Origin of the sequence: Rahnella sp. CJA17(1/100) (assembly GCF_963881615.1) — a bacterium.
Lineage (GTDB): Bacteria > Pseudomonadota > Gammaproteobacteria > Enterobacterales > Enterobacteriaceae > Rahnella > Rahnella aceris.
In genome coordinates this window covers 83,095-102,831 of sequence record NZ_CAWOJA010000008.1, presented here as the reverse complement: position 1 = coordinate 102,831, position 19,737 = coordinate 83,095, and the positions used below count along the sequence as shown (strand labels likewise).

Genomic DNA, 19,737 nt, shown 5'->3' with positions numbered 1-19,737 from the left:
TTTGCCTGGCGGCAGTAGCGCGGTGGTCCCACCTGACCCCATGCCGAACTCAGAAGTGAAACGCCGTAGCGCCGATGGTAGTGTGGGGTCTCCCCATGCGAGAGTAGGGAACTGCCAGGCATCAAATTAGTTCCTTTTCCCCTGACAAGGAAAATAACAGGAACAAACAGGTATCAGACGATTGCTGATACGTGTGAAAGAACCGGTGGAGCGGTAGTTCAGTTGGTTAGAATACCTGCCTGTCACGCAGGGGGTCGCGGGTTCGAGCCCCGTCCGTTCCGCCAATTATTAAAAATTATGCCTGCTAAATTAGCAGGCATAATAGTAAGCGTAATTTAGGGGCGTAGCTCAGTTGGTAGAGCACCGGTCTCCAAAACCGGGTGTCGCGAGTTCGAGTCTCTCCGCCCCTGCCATATTTAAACCCTTCGCGAAAGCGAGGGGTTTTTTTTCGTCTCAATTTCCTGAAACTCCTCTCTATTTTTTAACCTCTTCCCCTTAGCCCCATTATTCTGGGGATTATTTGCACCAATGGGCTCAAAATCTTCGCTTTTGCCAGTTGTTTTTTGTCATGTTTTGGCTGAATACATGCACGAATTGATTGTTCTCCCCGTATGTGACCTCGCTCATGCTCCCATTTTCCCTATGTACTAAACCTAATCATCGTCTTATGACGACTATCAGACCCTGACAGCATTCTTTTATCCTTTTTCCGACAAAACTGTCGTAGCGGCTGAATGCGTATGTCGGGTAAACGTCCTGGCCGTACCCTACGAGTCATAACAAAAAGTAGCTCAGACTACACGCGAGGAAAGAAACATGTACAAACGCTTATTTGTGGCAGCAGCAGTAGCAACAGCATTTTGTGGCGCAGTTCAGGCGGCTCCGCTGGTTGTTGGTTTTTCGCAGATCGGCTCTGAGTCTGGGTGGCGTTCTGCGGAAACCAAAGTCTCTAAATCAGAAGCGGAAAAACGTGGTATTACACTGAAAATATCTGATGCTCAGCAAAAACAAGAGAACCAAATCAAAGCAATACGTTCATTCATCGCACAGGGTGTTGATGCCATTTTCATCGCTCCTGTTGTTGCTACTGGCTGGGCTCCGGTTCTGACCGAAGCTAAAGAAGCTAAGATCCCTGTGTTCCTGTTAGACCGTACGATCGAAGTCAGTGATCCGTCTCTTTACACTGCTGCAGTCGCTTCTGACAGCGTGTATGAGGGCAAAGTGGCGGGTGACTGGCTGGTGAAGGATGCTGCTGGCAAACCATGTAATGTTGTCGAATTGCAGGGTACGGTCGGTGCCAGTGTGGCGTTAAATCGTAAACAAGGTTTTGCAGATGCGTTGAAAGCTGCACCAAACGTCAAAATTATCCGCTCACAGTCCGGCGATTTCACCCGCAGTAAAGGCAAAGAAGTCATGGAAAGCTTCATCAAGGCTGAGCAAAACGGTAAGAACATTTGTGCTGTTTACGCCCATAACGACGATATGGCGATCGGTGCAATTCAGGCTATCAAAGAAGCTGGCCTGAAACCGGGTTCGCAGATCAAAATCGTCTCTATCGACGGTGTTCCTGATATCTACAAAGCTATGCTGGCGGGTGAAGCGAATGCTTCTGTTGAGCTGACACCAAACATGGCTGGCCCGGCATTTGATGCGCTGATTGCGATGAAAAAGGATGGTACGCAACCGAAGAAATTCATTCAGACTCAATCCGCGTTGATCCTGCCGGACATGGCTCAGAAAGAGTATGACATGAAGAAAAACATGGGTTATTAAGCCGGTTTACCGGCTTGTCTCACGGGCAAGCCGGTAACAATTATTCCCTTTTCGCTTATAGCGAATGCAGCAGGAGTAGTGACGTGACGGATAATCCTGGTTCAGAAACGCTGCTTGAAGTACGCGGCTTATCAGTTGAATTCCCCGGCGTAAAAGCGCTGGAAAATGTCGACTTTACCCTCGAACGCGGTGAAATTGTTGCCCTTTTAGGTGAGAACGGCGCCGGTAAGTCCACAATGATTAAGGCCCTCACCGGTGTCTATAAACGTTCTGCTGGCCAGGTCTTTCTTAACGGAAAACCGATCGAGCCAATCAGTACTGCTGATGCCCAGTCGCTGGGGATTGGTACGGTATATCAGGAAGTAAATCTCCTGCCAAATATCTCTGTTGCTGCCAACTTGTTCATTGGGCGCGAGCCAACCCGTTTCGGGCTGGTTAATCAGCGCAAGATGGAACAACAGGCCGACGCCCTTCTGGAAGGCTATGGGCTGCATCTGGATGTCAGCCAGCCACTCTCAACCTACTCCATTGCGATTCAGCAAATCGTGGCAATTGCCCGCGCTGTTGACCTGTCTGCACAGGTTTTAATTCTTGATGAACCCACTGCCAGCCTTGATGCCAAAGAAGTCAGTATGTTGCTCGATATTCTGGTTCAACTGCGTAATAAAGGGGTGGGGATGATTTTCGTCACCCATTTCCTCGATCAGGTTTATCGGATCAGCGACCGGATTACCGTTTTGCGAAACGGTAAGCGTGTGGGGTCTGAACGAACGGTGGATTTACCGCGTATCGATCTCGTGCCGATGATGCTGGGACACAGTTTTGATGAAAACCTGCTCAAACGCACCGAACATAGAAATGTAACGGGCGAGCCATTAGTGGATTTCAAAGACTATGGGCGTCGAGGTGTGGTCGAACATTTTGACCTGAAAGTACGTCGGGGTGAAATCGTCGGACTGGCGGGTTTACTGGGATCAGGACGGACGGAAACCGCTCAGCTGATTTTTGGCATTAAAGGGCATGACAGCGGCAATGCACGTGTCGATGGCAAAGAAGTCGCCATCAGCACGCCCAGAAAAGCGACCAAACTGGGATTTGGTTACTGCCCGGAAGATCGTAAAACCGATGGCATTATCGGCGCGGCTACAGTGCGTGAAAATATCATCCTTGCCTTACAGGCGCAGCGCGGCTGGTTGCGTCCTTTACCCATGAAAGAGCAGCATCAGATCGCCGAAAAATTTATCAAACTCCTTGGCATCCGTACACCCGGCACTGAGCAGGAAATTCAGTATCTTTCCGGTGGTAACCAGCAAAAAGTATTGCTGTCTCGCTGGCTTGCAACCAATCCTCGTTTCCTCATTCTCGATGAACCTACCCGTGGGATTGACGTCGGTGCCCATGCAGAAATCATCCGTCTGATTGAAAAACTTTGTGACGAAGGCCTGGCGTTACTGGTCATTTCCTCTGAGCTGGAAGAACTGGCGGGTTATGCCGATCGTATTGTTGTCTTACGCGACCGTCGTCATATTGCCGAAATTGAGCAGGCTGATATCTCCGTGCCAGCCATTATGAAAGCCATTGCGGCGCAATGAGGGGAGATAGTGATGAATAACAGGAGCCTGCCAATGACGGGAAAACCGCGCAAAGTAAGATGGGTATTTCCAAAAGGCACCACGCAAATCGGTGCTTTCGTCGCAATATTAATCATAGACAGCCTGGTCGCCCCGGGCTTTTTCTCTATCCATATTCAGGATGGCCGCTTGTTTGGCAGCCTGGTGGATATTTTCAACCGTGGTGCCCCTGTCGCTTTGCTGGCTCTCGGGATGACGCTGGTTATCGCGACCGGCGGCATCGACCTTTCCGTCGGTGCGGTCATGGCGATTGCCGGTGCAACAGCCGCGACCATGACGGTGCAAGGATATCCGCTGATGATCGTGCTGCTGGCCTCGGTCGGGGTGGGGGCAATATGCGGTTTGTGGAATGGTTTTTTGGTCGCTGTTCTGCAAATTCAGCCGATTGTTGCCACGCTGATGCTGATGGTCGCCGGACGTGGCATCGCACAGCTAATTACGGAAGGGCAAATCGTCACGTTTGAACACAATGGCCTATCGCAGTTTGGCAGTGGTTCTTTGTTCTATCTGCCAATGCCGGTGATCATTGCCGTCGCTATGCTGGTTCTTGTCTGGGCACTGACGCGGAAAACAGCGCTTGGCCTGTTCATCGAATCAGTCGGCATCAATATCCGTTCTGCTTATAACGCCGGCGTAAATGCCCGTTTAGTGCTGATCTCCACTTACGTCATCTGTGGGATTTGCGCGGCCGTTGCGGGCGTTATCATAACGGCCGATATTCGCGGAGCGGACGCCAATAATGCCGGACTATGGCTGGAACTTGATGCCATTCTTGCCGTCGTCATCGGCGGCGGCTCGTTACTGGGTGGACGTTTTAACCTGCTTCTTTCGGTTGTCGGTGCACTGATCATTCAGGGAATGAATACCGGCATTCTGCTCTCCGGCTTCAAACCGGAATTCAACCTGGTGCTGAAAGCTCTGGTGGTGCTCGCTGTACTGGTAGTTCAGTCGCCCCGCGTCTCTTTCAGTAATCTGTTCCGGAGGAAAGGATAATGCTCAAAAGAAATCTGCCCCTGCTGATTACTATCGTGGTTTTCCTGGCCGGATACGCCTATTGCTTCACTCAGTTCCCCGGTTTTGCATCCACACGCGTGTTTTTTGATTTGCTGACGGATAACGCGTTTCTCGGCATCGTGGCCGTCGGGATGACATTTGTCATCTTATCCGGCGGCATCGATCTGTCAGTGGGTTCTGTTATCGCTTTCACCGGTGTTTTGCTGGCGAAACTCATCGGTGCTTATGGCATCGCGCCTGGCTATGCCTTTGTCATCGTGCTGTTGATGGGCACCACGTTTGGTGCGCTGATGGGATGGATCATTGATACGTTGAAACTGCCTGCTTTCATCATCACGCTGGCGGGCATGTTTTTTGTGCGCGGTATGAGTTTTATTGTTTCGGAAGAATCGTTGCCGATTAACCATCCGGTTTATGAATTCCTCGCCAATTATGCCTGGAAAATGCCCGGTGGTGGTCGTTTCACATTGCTGGCTCTGGTTATGTTGCTGGTGGTGCTTGGCGGGATTATTCTGGCTCACCGTACGCGATTCGGTAACAACGTCTATGCCGTTGGCGGTAGCAATGTGTCGGCTGCGCTGATGGGGGTGCCGGTAAGGCGTACCACGATTTATATCTACATGCTGTCCAGTACGCTGGCGGTCTTATCGGGCATCATTTTCTCGCTCTACACCTCTGCGGGTTATGCACTCGCGGCGAGTGGTGTAGAACTGGATGCTATCGCCTCTGTTGTGATTGGGGGGACGTTACTGAGTGGCGGCGTAGGCACAGTTTTAGGCAGCTTGTTTGGCGTGCTTATTCAGGGGTTGATCCAAACCTACATCACTTTCGATGGTACGCTTAGTTCGTGGTGGACCAAAATCGTGATGGGCGTTTTGTTGTTTATCTTCATCGGATTGCAAAAAGGGATGGGCAGCTTCTGGACAGCCAGAAGAGCGCGCCATCCGCGACCAGAACCGTCCTGAAACAGGACGGTATCAGAAATTAGTGATCAGCGGTGTTTTGAGTAACTGACGGATCAACACTTGCTGGTCGCTGGTTTGCAGCCAGACGGCGTAAAGCGGGCGGATCACCGGCGGAATATCTTCATGTGCGGCCAGTTGCGGATATTCTTTGGCCCAGTGCGCAGGCAGGAACGCACAACCGCCGGTATTTTCCAGCAACTGACGCGTCAGATGTGCAGAGGTTGTGGTTAACACCGGTTCCTGATCGCTGTTTTGCAGTTTTTCCTGCTGAGGAAAATCAGCGCCCCATTCCAGCTTCACATACGGTGATTGTTCGCTTCTGACCGTTTTCTGCGATGAGAATAGTCGTAACGAGAAATTACCTAGTAACTGACTTGAGAGCTCGTCCATCTTTGGTGGCTCGGTGGTGATCAGCAAATCCAGTTGTCTTTCATGCAATTGTTTGACCAGCGACTGACGCAGTGCAATGCGCGCCTCAAGCCTAAGCGTGCCACGCTGGGTGTAAAGAGACTGCAGCCACGGGGTCAGATAGGCTTCCCAGAGCGACGCCGTCGCACCAATCGACAATTCTGTGTGCTGTAACGAGCGTACAACCTCTTTTTTCGCCATTTGCCACGTTGACATAAGATTCTCTGCATAAGGCAGCAGACGTTCTCCTGCGGGCGTTAAGCGGATGTTATTGCGATGCCGTGTGAATAAATTGGCGCCAAGTTGGGTTTCCAGTTGCCGGATACGAAAGCTGACAGCGGATTGCGTCAGGTAAAGGGATTCCGCCGCCCGACCAAAGTGGCGAGTTCTACTGACCTCCAAAAAGGTTTTCAGTAATTCCGTGTCCAAAACTATCTCCAATATTTTTTGTCGTTAAGATTTAAATGTTTTGTTTTACACAATGTCAAGCCTAACTAATACTCCGCGCCATAACAGCACGACCATGAGAGAATTAGGAGCGTGTCAGATGGCGGAAAGCTTCACCACGACAAGTCGTTTTTTTGATAATAAACATTACCCTCGCGGGTTCTCCCGGCATGGCGATTTCACCATTAAAGAAGCGCAAATGCTAGAACGTTACGGCTTTGCTTTTAACGAGCTGGATCTGGGAAAACGTGAGCCCGTTACCGACGAAGAAAAACTGTTCCTGGAGGTTTGCCGTGGTACGCGCGAACCTGTAACGGATGCAGAAAAAGTGTGGAACAAATACATTGTCCGCACCCGTCGTCCGAAGAAATTCCACACGTTGTCTGGCGGTAAACCGCAGGCTGACGCTGTAGAAGACTACACGGAAAGCGATGACTAATGAAACGGGGCGATGCCCCGTTTTTTTATGCCAGACTCTTATGTAGAGTTAACAATAGCCTATCCATGCTGCGATAGCTCAGTGCTTCAGCAATATGTCTTCGTTCAATAGATTCCCCGCCGCCCAAATCAGCCAATGTTCTCGCGACTTTCAGAATGCGATGCCAGGCTCTGACCGATAATCCCAGTTTATGCAGGACTTCTTCCAAAAATTCAGCATCTGCTTTGGTTAACACACAGTACGTCTCCACTTCGCTACTGCTCAGATGCGCGTTGATTTTTCCCGCGCGTTTTAACTGAATTTCTCTGGCGGTCAGTACCCGTTCCCGCACTTGTACACTATTTTCCCTGAGCGCAGGCGTATGGTTTTGCTGGCTCAAAATGCCGGGCGGCAGGAGTGGGACTTCAATCGACAGATCGAATCTGTCGAGAAATGGCCCGGAAAGCCGGCTCAGGTAGCGTAAAACCTGCTGTGGTGGTGTGCGGTTATGAATGCCCTGATAGTGTCCGGTCGGGCTGGGATTCATCGCTGCAATCAGTTGCGCTCTTGCCGGATAGCGGACTTTCGCCCGTGCACGGGAAATGGTGATTTCGCCGGATTCCATTGGCTGGCGCAAGGCATCAAGAACCTGGCGCTGAAATTCTGGCAGTTCGTCGAGAAACAATACGCCGTTATGTGCCAGTGATATTTCTCCCGGTCTGGGTAACGACCCGCCTCCCACCAGCGCGCTCATGGATGTGCTGTGATGCGGTGCACGAAAGGGGCGGATGCGTGAAAACTCGCCGTCATCTTCGGGGTTATACACCAGGCTGGCAATGGCGGCCGTTTCCAGCTTTTCCTCGTTACTCATGGGCGGCAGTAAACCGGGCAACCGGCTAGCCAGCATGGTTTTTCCGGTGCCAGGAGGCCCAATCAACAATAAATTATGCCCTCCCGCTGCCGCCACTTCGAGCGCGCGCTTTGATTGCTCCTGTCCGATGATATCGGCAATGTCAGGTTGATACTCGGGCGGAGGCGCCGTCGCCGGAAATTCAATCGGTGGCAAATTGTCCTCGCCCTGAAGGAATGCGCAGACCTGCAATAAGTGCCCGGCCACCTGCGCTACACCGGGATCAAGAAGCGTCATTTCCGTCTGATTACTTTGCGGCAGGATCAACACCCGGCCCTCTTTTTGCGCCTCAAGTGCCGCCGGAATCGCACCATTTACACTGCGCAGTGCACCGGAAAGGCCCAGTTCACCCAGAAACTCGTACTCCTCAAGCTTATCGCCCTGAAGCTGCTCTGAGGCCACCAGAATCGCCAGCGCGATGGACAAATCATACCGTCCGCCTTCTTTGGGTAAATCAGCGGGTGCAAGATTGACGGTGATGCGTTTGGCCGGAAAGGTAAACCCGCAGTTGATGATGGCGCTGCGAACCCGATCTCTGGCTTCCTTGACGGTGGTTTCCGGTAAACCGACCAGTGTCAGGGCCGGTAATCCGTTGCTGAGATGGACCTCAATCGAGACACCGGGTGCCTGAACCCCCAGCGATGCGCGGGTATATACCACGGCTAATGACATGCTTTTTCCTTTGCTATGAGCTCTGCTGACGGCAGCATGCCTGAGCTGGAAACGCTTTCGGGAAGAAGTTTGCTGCAATGCGTAATGCGATGGGAAAATAATCTGCAAGTCACCGACTTAACATGAAGGGATGCGAACTGCTTCGCAACGACAGCAATACTCCTTAACAGTTTAAGGTTTCTGGAAACAAATTAGCGGACTAATTAAGTTGCCGCAAATACCGGCAGGGGTGTTTAATCTTGCTGTATTTAACAATAAATAAACAAATACAGAACACTGATTAACATCTCTCTGCCTGACCAGGGATTTTCCGCAATGCCCTGGTGAGTGCACTACCTGCAGCTATTCCGAAATAGGGACTCACCCATGTTTGGTTGGACTTCTCGGCAGCGTAACGTTGCCATCGCCAGCTTTCTGAGCTGGACTCTCGACGCTTTCGATTTCTTCATTTTGGTCTTCCTGCTCAGCGATATCGCATCGGCATTTCAGGTAGATATCAAACAGGTCACGCTGGCAATACTGCTGACGCTGGCCGTGCGACCGATTGGGGCGTTGCTGTTCGGGCGTGCGGCGGAAAAGTACGGGCGCAAGCCGGTGCTGATGGTCAATATCGCGCTATTTTCTTTCTTCGAGCTGTGTACTGCGGCGGCACCTTCCCTGACCGTTTTCCTGATCCTTCGCGTGATTTACGGCATTGCGATGGGCGGTGTCTGGGGCGTAGCTTCTTCTCTGGCGATGGAAACCATACCCGACCGTTCCCGTGGCGTGATGTCGGGGATTTTCCAGGCGGGTTATCCGTTTGGTTATCTGCTGGCGGCGGTGGTATATGGTTTGCTGTTTAACGTGGTCGGCTGGCGCGGCATGTTTGTGATTGGTGCGATACCGGTTTTCCTGCTGCCTTTCATCTGGTTCAAAGTACAGGAATCGCCGGTCTGGCTGGCGGCGCGGGAACGCAACGAAAGCACGGCACTGATGCCGGTGCTGAAGAAAAACTGGAAGCTATGTATTTATCTGGTTGTGCTGATGGCGGGTTTTAATTTCTTCAGCCACGGTACGCAAGATCTCTATCCGACGTTCCTGAAAGTTCAGCACGGTTTTGACGCACATACCGTCAGTTTAATCGCCATAAGCTACAACATTGCGTCAATTATCGGTGGGATCTTCTTTGGTTCGCTGTCTGAGAAAATTGGTCGTAAGAAAGCGATTATTATCGCCGCGTTGCTTTCACTGCCGGTCATTCCATTATGGGCTTTCTCCGGCGGTTCATGGATGCTGGGGCTGGGCGCGTTCCTGATGCAGTTTATGGTGCAGGGCGCATGGGGCGTCGTGCCGACTTATCTGACCGAACTGGTGCCTGCTAACACGCGCGCGGTTCTGCCGGGGTTTGTTTACCAGCTCGGTAATCTGATTGCTTCGGTTAATGCGACGCTTCAGGCTTACATTGCCGAAAGCCACGGACACAACTACGGACTGGCGATGGCAATTGTGGCCGGTACCGTCGCCATCCTGATTTCTGTTCTGGTGGCATTTGGCCGGGATACCCGTGGAAAAGCGATTGCTGGAGCAATAAATAATCAAACGGCAAATCATCACGCTAAGTTTTGATTTTTCAGATGATTTTTCATGGTTTCTGCAACGGACTGCAAATAATAACGCAAGAAAAGTGTTGTCATTAATCATCTTACTGTGATAACTCTGTAGGCAATCGTTCGCAATATGAATTTTAGAAACCTAAAAATGAAAGCCCTTCTCCTCGTAGTTAGCCTAGTCGTGATTAGCGTGGTGGTGATTATTATCCCACCGTGCGGGGCTGCACTTGGACGAAGAAAGGCTTATTAAACAAGCCTGAACCTGAAAAGAAACCCCGCACCGAAAGGTCCGGGGTTTTTTTTTGGGTCAGGAATTTCAGAGAACAGAGAAGCGGGGTCGGAAAATGAGCAACAGCATAATATTCTGCACTTGTCGCAAAAAGGCAGGAGAATAAAGATGAACGGAGCACAATGGGTAGTACAAGCGTTGCGTGCGCAGGGTGTAAATACAGTATTTGGTTATCCTGGCGGGGCAATCATGCCGGTATACGATGCATTGTATGACGGCGGCGTGGAACACCTGTTGTGCCGGCATGAGCAGGGTGCTGCAATGGCCGCCATCGGCTATGCCCGTTCTACCGGAAAAGTTGGCGTCTGTATCGCCACTTCCGGTCCTGGTGCGACCAACCTGATCACCGGTCTGGCCGACGCGCTGTTAGACTCCGTTCCGCTGGTGGCCATCACCGGGCAGGTTGGTTCTGCCTTCATCGGCACCGATGCCTTCCAGGAAATCGACGTTTTAGGGTTGTCCCTGGCCTGCACCAAACACAGTTTCCTGGTTGAATCTCTGGAAGCGCTGCCGGAAATCATGGCGGAAGCCTTTGCCATCGCCAGCTCCGGTCGTCCGGGCCCGGTTCTGATCGACATTCCGAAAGATATCCAACTGGCCGTGGGTGAATTACCGCCGCATCTGGTGGCGGTTGAAGAAACTTTTCCGCATCCTGCGGCTGAATTACAACAAGCCCGCGCCATGATCGCTGCAGCGCAAAAACCGATGGTTTACGTCGGTGGCGGTGTCGGTATCGCGCAGGCCGTTCCGGCATTACGCGAATTCATTACTGCGACAGGCATTCCTGCGGTAGCAACGTTGAAAGGTCTGGGGGCGCCGGATGCCAGCGACCCATGTTATCTGGGTATGCTGGGCATGCACGGTACCAAAGCGGCGAATCTGGCTGTTCAGTCCTGCGATTTGCTGATTGCCGTCGGCGCGCGTTTCGATGACCGCGTGACCGGCAAGCTGAATACTTTTGCGCCAGACGCCGCGGTTATCCACATGGATATCGATCCGGCCGAGCTGAACAAATTGCGCCAGGCGCATGTGGCGTTGCAGGGTGATCTGAATGCGCTGTTACCGGCGCTGCAACAACCCCTGAACATCAACGCCTGGCGTGATGAAGTGATGACGCTGAAAGCGCAGGGCGAATGGCGCTACGATCATCCGGGTGAAGCGATTTATGCGCCGTTGTTACTGAAACAAATCTCTGACCGTAAATCGGCCAATACCGTGGTGACCACCGACGTCGGCCAGCATCAGATGTGGACCGCGCAACATATGCAGTTCACCCGCCCGGAAAACTTCATCACCTCCAGCGGTCTGGGCACGATGGGTTTCGGCGTTCCTGCCGCCGTCGGCGCACAGGTTGCCCGCCCGGACGATATGGTGATCTGCGTTTCCGGTGACGGTTCATTCATGATGAATGTTCAGGAGCTGGGCACCATCAAGCGAAAACAGTTGCCCGTCAAAATCCTGTTGCTGGATAACCAGCGATTAGGGATGGTTCGACAGTGGCAGGAATTGTTCTTCGACGGACGCTTCAGTGAAACCAACCTCTCCGATAACCCCGATTTTGTCACGCTGGCCAGCGCATTCAACATCCCCGGCCAACGTATCCACCGTAAAGATCAAGTCGATGCCGCTCTGGACGCTTTCTTCAACAGTGAAGGTCCGTATTTGCTCCAGGTTTCCATCGACGAAAATGAGAATGTCTGGCCGCTGGTTCCACCGGGCGCAGGCAACGAAACCATGCTGGAGAAAATGTCATGATGCAACATAACGTCTCAATTCAGGCCCGCTTCCGCCCCGAAATGTTAGAGCGCGTATTACGCGTCGTCCGTCACCGTGGTTTTCAGGTGTGCGCAATGAACATGACGCCGATGTTCAATGCGGAAAACATAAATATCGAATTGACCGTTGCCAGTCAGCGGCCCGTAGATTTACTGTCTTCACAGTTACGCAAACTTATGGATGTCGCTTGTGTCGAGATCCAGCAACATACATCACAACAAATACGCGCGAATGCGTGAGTAAAGGAACGAGAGAATGACGAAGAAAGCTGATTACATTTGGTTCAACGGCGAGATGGTTCCGTGGGCAGAAGCTAAAGTCCATGTCATGTCACACGCACTGCATTACGGCACTTCCGTTTTCGAAGGCGTGCGTTGCTACGACTCCCATAAAGGCCCGGTCGTATTCCGTCACCGTGAACATATGCAGCGTCTGCGCGATTCCGCAAAAATTTACCGTATGCCTGTTTCCCAGAGCGTGGACGAGCTGATGGAAGCTTGCCGCGAAACCCTGCGCAAAAACAATCTGGTCAGCGCGTATATCCGTCCGCTGGTGTTTGTCGGCGATGTGGGTATGGGCGTTAATCCGCCGGACGGCTACAAAACTGATGTGATCATCGCCGCCTTCCCGTGGGGCGCGTATCTGGGTGAAGAAGCGCTGGAGCAGGGTATCGACGCGATGGTGTCTTCATGGAACCGCGTTGCTGCAAACACCATTCCAACCGCTGCGAAAGCCGGTGGTAACTACCTGTCCTCCCTGCTGGTCGGCAGCGAAGCACGTCGTCACGGTTATCAGGAAGGTATCGCGCTGGACATTCACGGCTATGTGTCTGAAGGCGCTGGCGAAAACCTGTTTGAAGTGAAAGAAGGCATTCTGTTCACACCGCCATTTACCTCTTCTGCCCTGCCAGGTATCACCCGTGACGCTATTATTAAACTGGCAAAAGACCTGGGTCTTGAAGTGCGTGAGCAAGTTCTGTCCCGTGAATCCCTGTATCTGGCAGACGAAGTCTTCATGTCCGGTACCGCTGCAGAAATCACCCCGGTGCGCAGCGTTGACGGCATTCAGGTCGGTATCGGTAAACGTGGTCCGGTGACCAAACAAATTCAGGATGCATTCTTCGGCCTGTTCACCGGCAAAACCGAAGATAAATGGGGTTGGCTGGATCCAATCAACCCACAATAATTTTACCCGTCATCCTTCAGGCCGCCTCCGCGTTCGCTGCCTGGTGCAACCCGAATGATTCAGGGTAAATAAGAAATTCAGCAGGTAGCGATTTCGCTGCCTGCTAAACAGAAATGATTTGGAGTGAACAGAGCATGCCTAAGTACCGTTCCCACACCACGACACACGGCCGCAACATGGCTGGCGCCCGCGCATTATGGCGCGCTACCGGCATGACGGATAACGATTTTGGTAAGCCCATTATTGCCGTCGTCAACTCATTCACCCAGTTCGTGCCGGGCCACGTGCATTTGCGCGATTTGGGTAAGCTGGTTGCCGAGCAAATCGAAGCGTCCGGCGGCGTGGCGAAAGAATTCAACACTATCGCTGTGGATGACGGGATCGCCATGGGGCATGGCGGCATGCTGTATTCATTGCCTTCACGCGAACTGATTGCTGACTCGGTGGAATACATGGTTAACGCGCACTGCGCTGATGCCATGGTGTGTATTTCAAACTGCGACAAAATCACCCCGGGAATGCTGATGGCCTCACTGCGCCTGAATATTCCGGTGATCTTCGTTTCCGGTGGTCCGATGGAAGCCGGTAAAACCAAACTGTCTGACAAAATCATCAAACTCGACCTGGTCGATGCGATGATTCAGGGCGCAAACCCGAACGTCAGCGATGCCGACAGCGAACAAATCGAACGTTCTGCCTGTCCGACCTGCGGCTCCTGTTCCGGTATGTTTACCGCCAACTCCATGAACTGTCTGACCGAAGCGCTGGGTCTGTCTCAGCCGGGTAACGGTTCATTGCTGGCAACGCACGCCGATCGCCGCGATTTGTTCCTTAACGCCGGTCGCCGCATCGTTGAGCTGACCAAACGTTATTACGAAAAAGACGATGAAAGCGCATTGCCGCGCAACATCGCCAGCAAAGCGGCATTCGAAAATGCCATGATCCTGGATATCGCGATGGGCGGCTCGACTAACACCGTTCTGCACCTGCTGGCTGCCGCGCAGGAAGGCGAAATCGACTTCGACATGACCGACATCGACCGTCTGTCACGCAAAGTCCCGCACCTGTGTAAAGTCGCGCCGAGCACACAGAAATACCACATGGAAGACGTTCACCGTGCCGGTGGCGTGCTGGCTATTCTGGGCGAACTGGATCGCGCCAATCTCCTGAACCGCGACGTGAAAAACATTCTCGGCCTGACCCTGAACCAGACGCTGGATCAGTACGACATCATGCTGACCAAAGACGAAGCCGTGAAAAAAATGTTCCGCGCCGGTCCGGCAGGTATCCGTACTACCCAGGCGTTCTCACAGGATTGCCGCTGGGATACGCTTGATGACGACCGCGCCGAAGGTTGTATCCGTTCGCTTGAGCATGCGTTCAGCAAAGACGGTGGTCTGGCCGTGCTTTACGGCAACATCGCCGAAGCGGGCAGTATCGTTAAAACGGCGGGTGTGGATAAATCCAACCTGACTTTCCGTGGTCCGGCAAAAGTGTACGAAAGCCAGGACAGCGCGGTTGAAGCGATTCTCGGCGGCAAAGTGGTTTCCGGCGACGTTGTTGTGATTCGTTACGAAGGGCCGAAAGGCGGGCCGGGCATGCAGGAAATGCTGTATCCGACCACTTACCTGAAATCCATGGGTCTCGGCAAAGAGTGCGCGCTGATTACCGATGGTCGTTTCTCCGGCGGCACATCCGGTCTGTCTATCGGCCACGTTTCTCCGGAAGCGGGCAGCGGCGGCCTGATTGCGTTGGTGGAAGATGGCGACATCATCGATATCGACATTCCGAACCGTAGCATGGTGCTGGATGTGCCTGCGGCAGAACTGGCGGCGCGTCACGAAGCTGAACTGGCACGTGGCGACAAAGCCTGGACGCCGAAAAACCGCGAACGTGTGGTTTCACTTGCGCTGCGTGCTTACGCATTGCTGGCGACCAGTGCCGATAAAGGCGCAGTGCGCGACAAGTCTAAGCTGGGAGGCTGACAGTCATGGCGGTATCACAACCTCTACCCGACCAGCCGTGCGGCGCAGAATACCTGCGTGCCGTGCTGCGTGCGCCGGTTTATGAAGTCGCACAGGTTACGCCTTTGCAGGTCATGGAAAAGATTTCTTCCCGGTTGGGTAACACCATTCTGGTGAAGAGGGAGGATCGTCAGGCCGTCCACAGTTTTAAACTGCGCGGTGCCTATTCGATGATCGCCAGCCTGACGGAAGAACAGGCTGCGCGTGGTGTTATCACTGCGTCCGCGGGAAATCACGCGCAGGGCGTTGCATTGTCGGCGACCAAAAAAGGCATCAAATCTCTGATTGTGATGCCGGTTGCCACAGCGGATATCAAAGTGGATGCCGTGCGTAACTTTGGCGGTGAAGTGTTGCTGCATGGCGCGAATTTCGATGAGGCGAAAGCCAAAGCGATCACGCTGTCGCAGGAACAGGGCATGACTTTTGTGCCGCCATTTGATCATCCGGCGGTGATTGCCGGGCAGGGCACGCTGGCCATGGAGTTGCTGCAACAGGATGCGCATCTCGACCGCGTATTCGTGCCTGTCGGCGGTGGCGGTCTGGCCGCTGGTGTCGCCGTGCTGATCAAACAACTGATGCCGCAGATTCAGGTCATCGGTGTTGAAGCCGAAGATTCTGCCTGTCTGCGCGCGGCAATGGACGCCGGTGAACCGGTCGACCTGGCGCGTGTGGGTTTGTTCGCAGAAGGCGTGGCGGTGAAACGTATCGGCAACGAAACGTTCCGCTTGTGTCGCGAATATCTTGATGACGTCATCACCGTCGACAGCGATTCAATTTGTGCCGCGGTGAAAGACTTGTTCGAAGACGTGCGTGCGATTGCTGAACCTTCCGGCGCGCTGGCGCTGGCGGGACTGAAGAAATACGTGCAGCAGCACAATATTCAGGGCGAACGACTGGCGCATGTGCTTTCCGGCGCGAACGTGAATTTCCACGGTCTGCGTTATGTGTCGGAACGCTGTGAACTGGGCGAGCAACGCGAAGCGCTGCTGGCGGTGACCATTCCTGAGCGCAAAGGCAGTTTCCTGAAGTTTTGCCAGTTGCTGGGTGGCCGTTCGGTGACAGAGTTCAACTACCGTTATGCCGATGCCGACAACGCCTGCATTTTTGTGGGCGTGCGTCTGACGCGCGGTCACGCTGAGCGTCAGGAAATTATCGACGAACTGAATCACGACGGTTATCAGGTTGTGGATCTGTCCGACGATGAAATGGCGAAACTTCATGTGCGTTACATGGTGGGCGGGCGTCCGACCAAACCTCTGCGCGAGCGGCTTTACAGCTTTGAATTCCCGGAATCTCCAGGGGCTTTGCTGAAATTCCTGCATACGCTGGGCACGCACTGGAATATTTCGCTGTTCCATTACCGCAGTCACGGTACCGATTTCGGTCGTGTGCTGGCCGCATTTGAGCTGAACGAAGAAGAGCCGGAGTTCGAGCAGAACCTGTCGGCGCTGGGTTATGACTGTCACAACGAAAGTGATAATCCGGCGTTCCGCTTCTTCCTGGCGGGCTAAAACTAAACGGGGCATCTGAAAAGTGCCCCTTTTTTATTCTGTAAACGTTCAGAGCAACTGCCAGAACGCGTCGATCAGTGGCTCGCTAAGGCGTTTTCTTTGCACGCAGACGCCCAGTTCCAGCGGCGCGCCGAGCGTGATGTTATCCAGAATGGAAATACGGTTGCGCACCGGTTCCGGGCTGTTATCGACCACTACGGACGGGATCAGCGCGATGCCGCAGCCGAGCGCGACCATCGATACAATCGCTTCGTGGCCGGATACCGTGGCATAAATCAGCGGATTGCTCAGGCGGTTGCGTTTGAACCAGACGTCAATGCGTTTTCGCGCCGGGCCATGTTCCGGCAGGATGAACGGAATTTGTGACCAGTCCGGATGCGGCTCACTGACCTGGGTGCGGACGGCGCAGGGCAGGGAAGGAGAAATCAGGATCATCGGGATTTCGCCGATCTGCGTGAAATCGACGCTGCCCGGCAAACTTTCCGGACGTCCGGCAATCGCCAGATCCGCTTCGGTGGACTGGACTTTTTCAACCGCATCCGCAGCGTCGCCGGTGGTGAGTTTGATTTCGACCAGCGGATGCTGCGCACGGAAGCGGTCAAGGATTGGCGGCAAATGGCTGTAGGCGGCCGTCACCGAGCAGAACAGGTGCAGTTCGCCGCTCAGCGTCGGGCCATGCTGATCCAGCCCGCTGCGCAGTTGCTGGTAATGCAGCAGCGTCTGCTGGGCAAAGTTTTTGAGTTGTTCACCGGCACTGGTCAGTTGCACGGTGCGGTTATCACGCTGAAATAACGGCTGGCCGAGTTCTTCTTCCAGCCGCTGGATCTGGCGTGACAACGTGGACGGGCTGACATGCATCGCCTTCGACGAACGGCCAAAATGGCGACTTTCCGCCAGATGTAAAAACAGTTTCAGATCACGTAAGTCCATAAAGAATATCCGGCTCTTTGGTTTCACAGATGACAGGCTAAGTATATTGCATAATTTGCAACGTCATCTTCGTAATATATCAATTTAAGCAATGTGTCACATGACATATAGTGAATTCACGGCGTTCACCGGCTCACCGGTGAAACAAAAAATAACAGCACTTACCTCGATAGAACGGAGCAAGACATGGCTAACTATTTCAACACACTGAACCTGCGTCAGCAGCTGGCACAACTGGGCAAATGCCGCTTTATGGGTCGCGATGAATTCGCGGACGAAGCCAGCTACCTCAAAGGTAAAAAAGTGGTGATTGTAGGCTGTGGCGCACAGGGCCTGAACCAGGGGCTGAACATGCGTGATTCCGGTCTGGATGTGTCCTACACCCTGCGTGCAGAAGCGATTGCTGAGAAGCGTGCTTCATGGCGTAAAGCGACCGAAAACGGCTTTAAAGTCGGTACCTACGAAGAGCTGATCCCGCAGGCAGATCTGGTTATCAACCTGACACCAGACAAACAGCACAGCGCGGTAGTGAAAGCGGTTCAGCCTCTGATGAAAGACGGCGCAACACTGGGCTATTCCCACGGCTTCAACATCGTTGAAGTGGGCGAGCAAATCCGTAAAGACATCACCGTGGTGATGGTTGCGCCGAAATGCCCGGGTACCGAAGTGCGTGAAGAATACAAACGTGGTTTCGGTGTACCAACACTGATCGCCGTTCACCCGGAAAACGACCCGAAAGGCGAAGGCATGGCGATCGCTAAAGCCTGGGCAGCAGCAACCGGCGGCCATCGTGCAGGTGTTCTGCAATCTTCCTTCGTTGCCGAAGTGAAATCTGACCTGATGGGCGAGCAGACTATCCTGTGCGGCATGTTGCAGGCGGGTTCTCTGCTGTGCTTCGACAAACTGGTTGCTGACGGCGTTGATGAAGCTTACGCAGAAAAACTGCTGCAGTTCGGCTGGGAAACCATCACCGAAGCGCTGAAACAAGGCGGCATCACGCTGATGATGGACCGTCTGTCTAACCCGGCGAAACTGCGTGCTTATGCGCTGTCTGAACAACTGAAAGAGATCATGGCGCCGCTGTTCCAGAAACACATGGACGACATCATCTCTGGCGAATTCTCCAGCGGCATGATGGCTGACTGGGCGAACGACGATAAGAAACTGCTGACGTGGCGTGAAGAGACGGGCGCAACTGCATTCGAAAACGCGCCACAGTTCGAAGGTAAAATCTCCGAGCAGGAATACTTCGACCACGGTGTTGTGATGATTGCGATGGTGAAAGCAGGTGTTGAGCTGGCTTTCGAAACCATGGTAGCTTCCGGCATCATCGAAGAATCTGCTTACTACGAATCACTGCACGAACTGCCGCTGATCGCCAACACCGTTGCACGTAAGCGTCTGTACGAAATGAACGTGGTAATCTCCGATACGGCTGAATACGGTAACTACCTGTTCGCTAACGCTGCTGTACCGTTGCTGAAAGAGTTCATGACCACTCTGCAGGCAGGCGATTTGGGCAAATCAGTTGCCGAAACTCAGGTTGATAACGCGCAGCTGCGCGATGTTAACGAAGCGATTCGCAATCACCCGATTGAGTCCATCGGCCGCACCCTGCGTGGCTATATGACCGATATGAAACGCATTGCTGTAGCGAGTTAATTCATTAACCCTCAGGTATGAAATAGAAATAAAAAGGGCACTGCATGAAAATGCGGTGCCCTTTCTTTTGGTTCTGTCTGAGGCAGAACTTAGTTGCGGTACAAAATCTTAATGATGTGGTAACCGAACTGAGTGTGCAGCGGGCCCTGTGGCTCGATCAGCGGCGCAGAGAAAACCACTTTATCGAAAGCTGGCACCATTGCGCCTTGCTTGAATTCACCTAAATGGCCGCCTTTCTTGCCTGACGGACAGGTGGAATGTTTTTTAGCCAGTTTCTCAAAATCGCCACCGTTCTTCAGTTGTTCCAGAAGATCAAGTGCCTGTGCTTCTTCCTTTACCAGGATATGCATTGCTGCGGCAGTTTTTGCCATGATAAGACCTTTTTGCGAGAGTGTTTCCAGAGGCGTAATGTAACATCTGAAACACTGCGGGGGGAATCCGGCCTGCATTCCATACATCACAAATTGCGCCTTAAAGCCTGTCAATCTCAGGCGATGTTTCTGCTACAATCGCCGTCCTTGTCTATCAGGTGA

General features: G+C 53.0%; 17 protein-coding genes, 2 tRNA genes and 1 rRNA gene. 16 read left to right on the top strand and 4 right to left on the bottom strand.

The window, feature by feature from the left end; genetic code table 11:
* Positions 1–4 precede the first annotated feature (4 nt).
* The 7 genes from rrf (at position 5) to yjfF (ending at position 5,383) form a co-directional block, all read left to right on the top strand.
* A 5S ribosomal RNA gene (rrf, locus tag AACU55_RS05340) occupies positions 5–120 on the top strand.
* A gap of 87 nt (positions 121–207) precedes the next feature.
* Positions 208–284, top strand: a tRNA-Asp gene (locus AACU55_RS05335).
* Positions 285–337: 53 nt separating this feature from the next.
* Positions 338–413, top strand: a tRNA-Trp gene (locus AACU55_RS05330).
* Positions 414–816: 403 nt separating this feature from the next.
* Positions 817–1,773, top strand: a complete 957-nt coding sequence (gene ytfQ, locus AACU55_RS05325; protein WP_013577556.1) for a galactofuranose ABC transporter, galactofuranose-binding protein YtfQ — start codon at positions 817–819, stop codon at positions 1,771–1,773.
* Positions 1,774–1,883: 110 nt separating this feature from the next.
* On the top strand, positions 1,884–3,365 hold the full coding sequence (ytfR, locus tag AACU55_RS05320) for a galactofuranose ABC transporter, ATP-binding protein YtfR (RefSeq protein ID WP_205960148.1): 1,482 nt from the start codon (positions 1,884–1,886) through the stop codon (positions 3,363–3,365).
* 12 nt (positions 3,366–3,377) lie between these two features.
* Positions 3,378–4,397: a galactofuranose ABC transporter, ATP-binding protein YtfT gene (ytfT, locus tag AACU55_RS05315; protein ID WP_015690591.1), complete on the top strand. Its 1,020-nt coding sequence runs from the start codon at positions 3,378–3,380 to the stop codon at positions 4,395–4,397.
* On the top strand, positions 4,397–5,383 hold the full coding sequence (gene yjfF / locus AACU55_RS05310) for a galactofuranose ABC transporter, permease protein YjfF (protein ID WP_013577553.1): 987 nt from the start codon (positions 4,397–4,399) through the stop codon (positions 5,381–5,383). The genes ytfT and yjfF overlap by 1 nt, the downstream gene beginning before the upstream one ends.
* Before the next feature lie 12 nt (positions 5,384–5,395).
* Here the strand turns inward: yjfF and hdfR are convergent, their stop codons facing one another.
* Complete coding sequence (gene hdfR, locus AACU55_RS05305) at positions 5,396–6,220, bottom strand: HTH-type transcriptional regulator HdfR (RefSeq protein ID WP_037035439.1); 825 nt, start codon at positions 6,218–6,220, stop codon at positions 5,396–5,398.
* A 118-nt stretch (positions 6,221–6,338) separates the two neighbouring features.
* On the opposite strand from hdfR, the gene AACU55_RS05300 reads away from it, so the two are divergent.
* Positions 6,339–6,677, top strand: a complete 339-nt coding sequence (locus tag AACU55_RS05300) for a DUF413 domain-containing protein (RefSeq protein ID WP_013577551.1) — start codon at positions 6,339–6,341, stop codon at positions 6,675–6,677.
* Positions 6,678–6,702: 25 nt separating this feature from the next.
* Here AACU55_RS05300 and AACU55_RS05295 read toward each other — a convergent pair whose 3' ends face one another.
* The gene (locus AACU55_RS05295; RefSeq protein ID WP_134706790.1) at positions 6,703–8,238 is read right to left on the bottom strand and encodes a YifB family Mg chelatase-like AAA ATPase; all 1,536 of its coding nucleotides are present in this window, start codon (positions 8,236–8,238) and stop codon (positions 6,703–6,705) included.
* 366 nt (positions 8,239–8,604) lie between these two features.
* On the opposite strand from AACU55_RS05295, the gene AACU55_RS05290 reads away from it, so the two are divergent.
* The 7 genes from AACU55_RS05290 to ilvA all read left to right on the top strand — a co-directional run bounded on the left by AACU55_RS05290 (position 8,605) and on the right by ilvA (position 16,612).
* On the top strand, positions 8,605–9,843 hold the full coding sequence (locus tag AACU55_RS05290; RefSeq protein WP_037035442.1) for an MFS transporter: 1,239 nt from the start codon (positions 8,605–8,607) through the stop codon (positions 9,841–9,843).
* A 132-nt stretch (positions 9,844–9,975) separates the two neighbouring features.
* Positions 9,976–10,077 carry an ilv operon leader peptide gene (gene ilvL / locus AACU55_RS05285; protein WP_015699153.1) on the top strand — a complete coding sequence of 34 codons (102 nt, stop codon included), beginning with the start codon at positions 9,976–9,978 and terminating at the stop codon, positions 10,075–10,077.
* Between the two features lie 147 nt (positions 10,078–10,224).
* Positions 10,225–11,871 (top strand): acetolactate synthase 2 catalytic subunit, encoded by a 1,647-nt coding sequence (ilvG, locus tag AACU55_RS05280; RefSeq protein ID WP_013577548.1) that lies wholly within the window; start codon positions 10,225–10,227, stop codon positions 11,869–11,871.
* The gene (gene ilvM, locus AACU55_RS05275) at positions 11,868–12,131 is read left to right on the top strand and encodes an acetolactate synthase 2 small subunit (protein ID WP_134706789.1); all 264 of its coding nucleotides are present in this window, start codon (positions 11,868–11,870) and stop codon (positions 12,129–12,131) included. The genes ilvG and ilvM overlap by 4 nt, the downstream gene beginning before the upstream one ends.
* Before the next feature lie 16 nt (positions 12,132–12,147).
* Positions 12,148–13,077: a branched-chain amino acid transaminase gene (locus AACU55_RS05270; RefSeq protein WP_013577546.1), complete on the top strand. Its 930-nt coding sequence runs from the start codon at positions 12,148–12,150 to the stop codon at positions 13,075–13,077.
* Positions 13,078–13,211: 134 nt separating this feature from the next.
* Positions 13,212–15,062: a dihydroxy-acid dehydratase gene (gene ilvD / locus AACU55_RS05265; RefSeq protein WP_015690590.1), complete on the top strand. Its 1,851-nt coding sequence runs from the start codon at positions 13,212–13,214 to the stop codon at positions 15,060–15,062.
* A 5-nt stretch (positions 15,063–15,067) separates the two neighbouring features.
* Positions 15,068–16,612 carry a threonine ammonia-lyase, biosynthetic gene (gene ilvA / locus AACU55_RS05260; RefSeq protein WP_013577544.1) on the top strand — a complete coding sequence of 515 codons (1,545 nt, stop codon included), beginning with the start codon at positions 15,068–15,070 and terminating at the stop codon, positions 16,610–16,612.
* A 48-nt stretch (positions 16,613–16,660) separates the two neighbouring features.
* Here ilvA and ilvY read toward each other — a convergent pair whose 3' ends face one another.
* Entirely contained in the window at positions 16,661–17,542 is an 882-nt protein-coding gene (gene ilvY / locus AACU55_RS05255) for an HTH-type transcriptional activator IlvY (RefSeq protein ID WP_013577543.1), read from the bottom strand.
* A 186-nt stretch (positions 17,543–17,728) separates the two neighbouring features.
* On the opposite strand from ilvY, the gene ilvC reads away from it, so the two are divergent.
* Positions 17,729–19,204 (top strand): ketol-acid reductoisomerase, encoded by a 1,476-nt coding sequence (gene ilvC / locus AACU55_RS05250; RefSeq protein WP_013577542.1) that lies wholly within the window; start codon positions 17,729–17,731, stop codon positions 19,202–19,204.
* Positions 19,205–19,293: 89 nt separating this feature from the next.
* Here the strand turns inward: ilvC and ppiC are convergent, their stop codons facing one another.
* Complete coding sequence (gene ppiC, locus AACU55_RS05245) at positions 19,294–19,575, bottom strand: peptidylprolyl isomerase PpiC (RefSeq protein ID WP_015690589.1); 282 nt, start codon at positions 19,573–19,575, stop codon at positions 19,294–19,296.
* Positions 19,576–19,737: the final 162 nt, after the last annotated feature.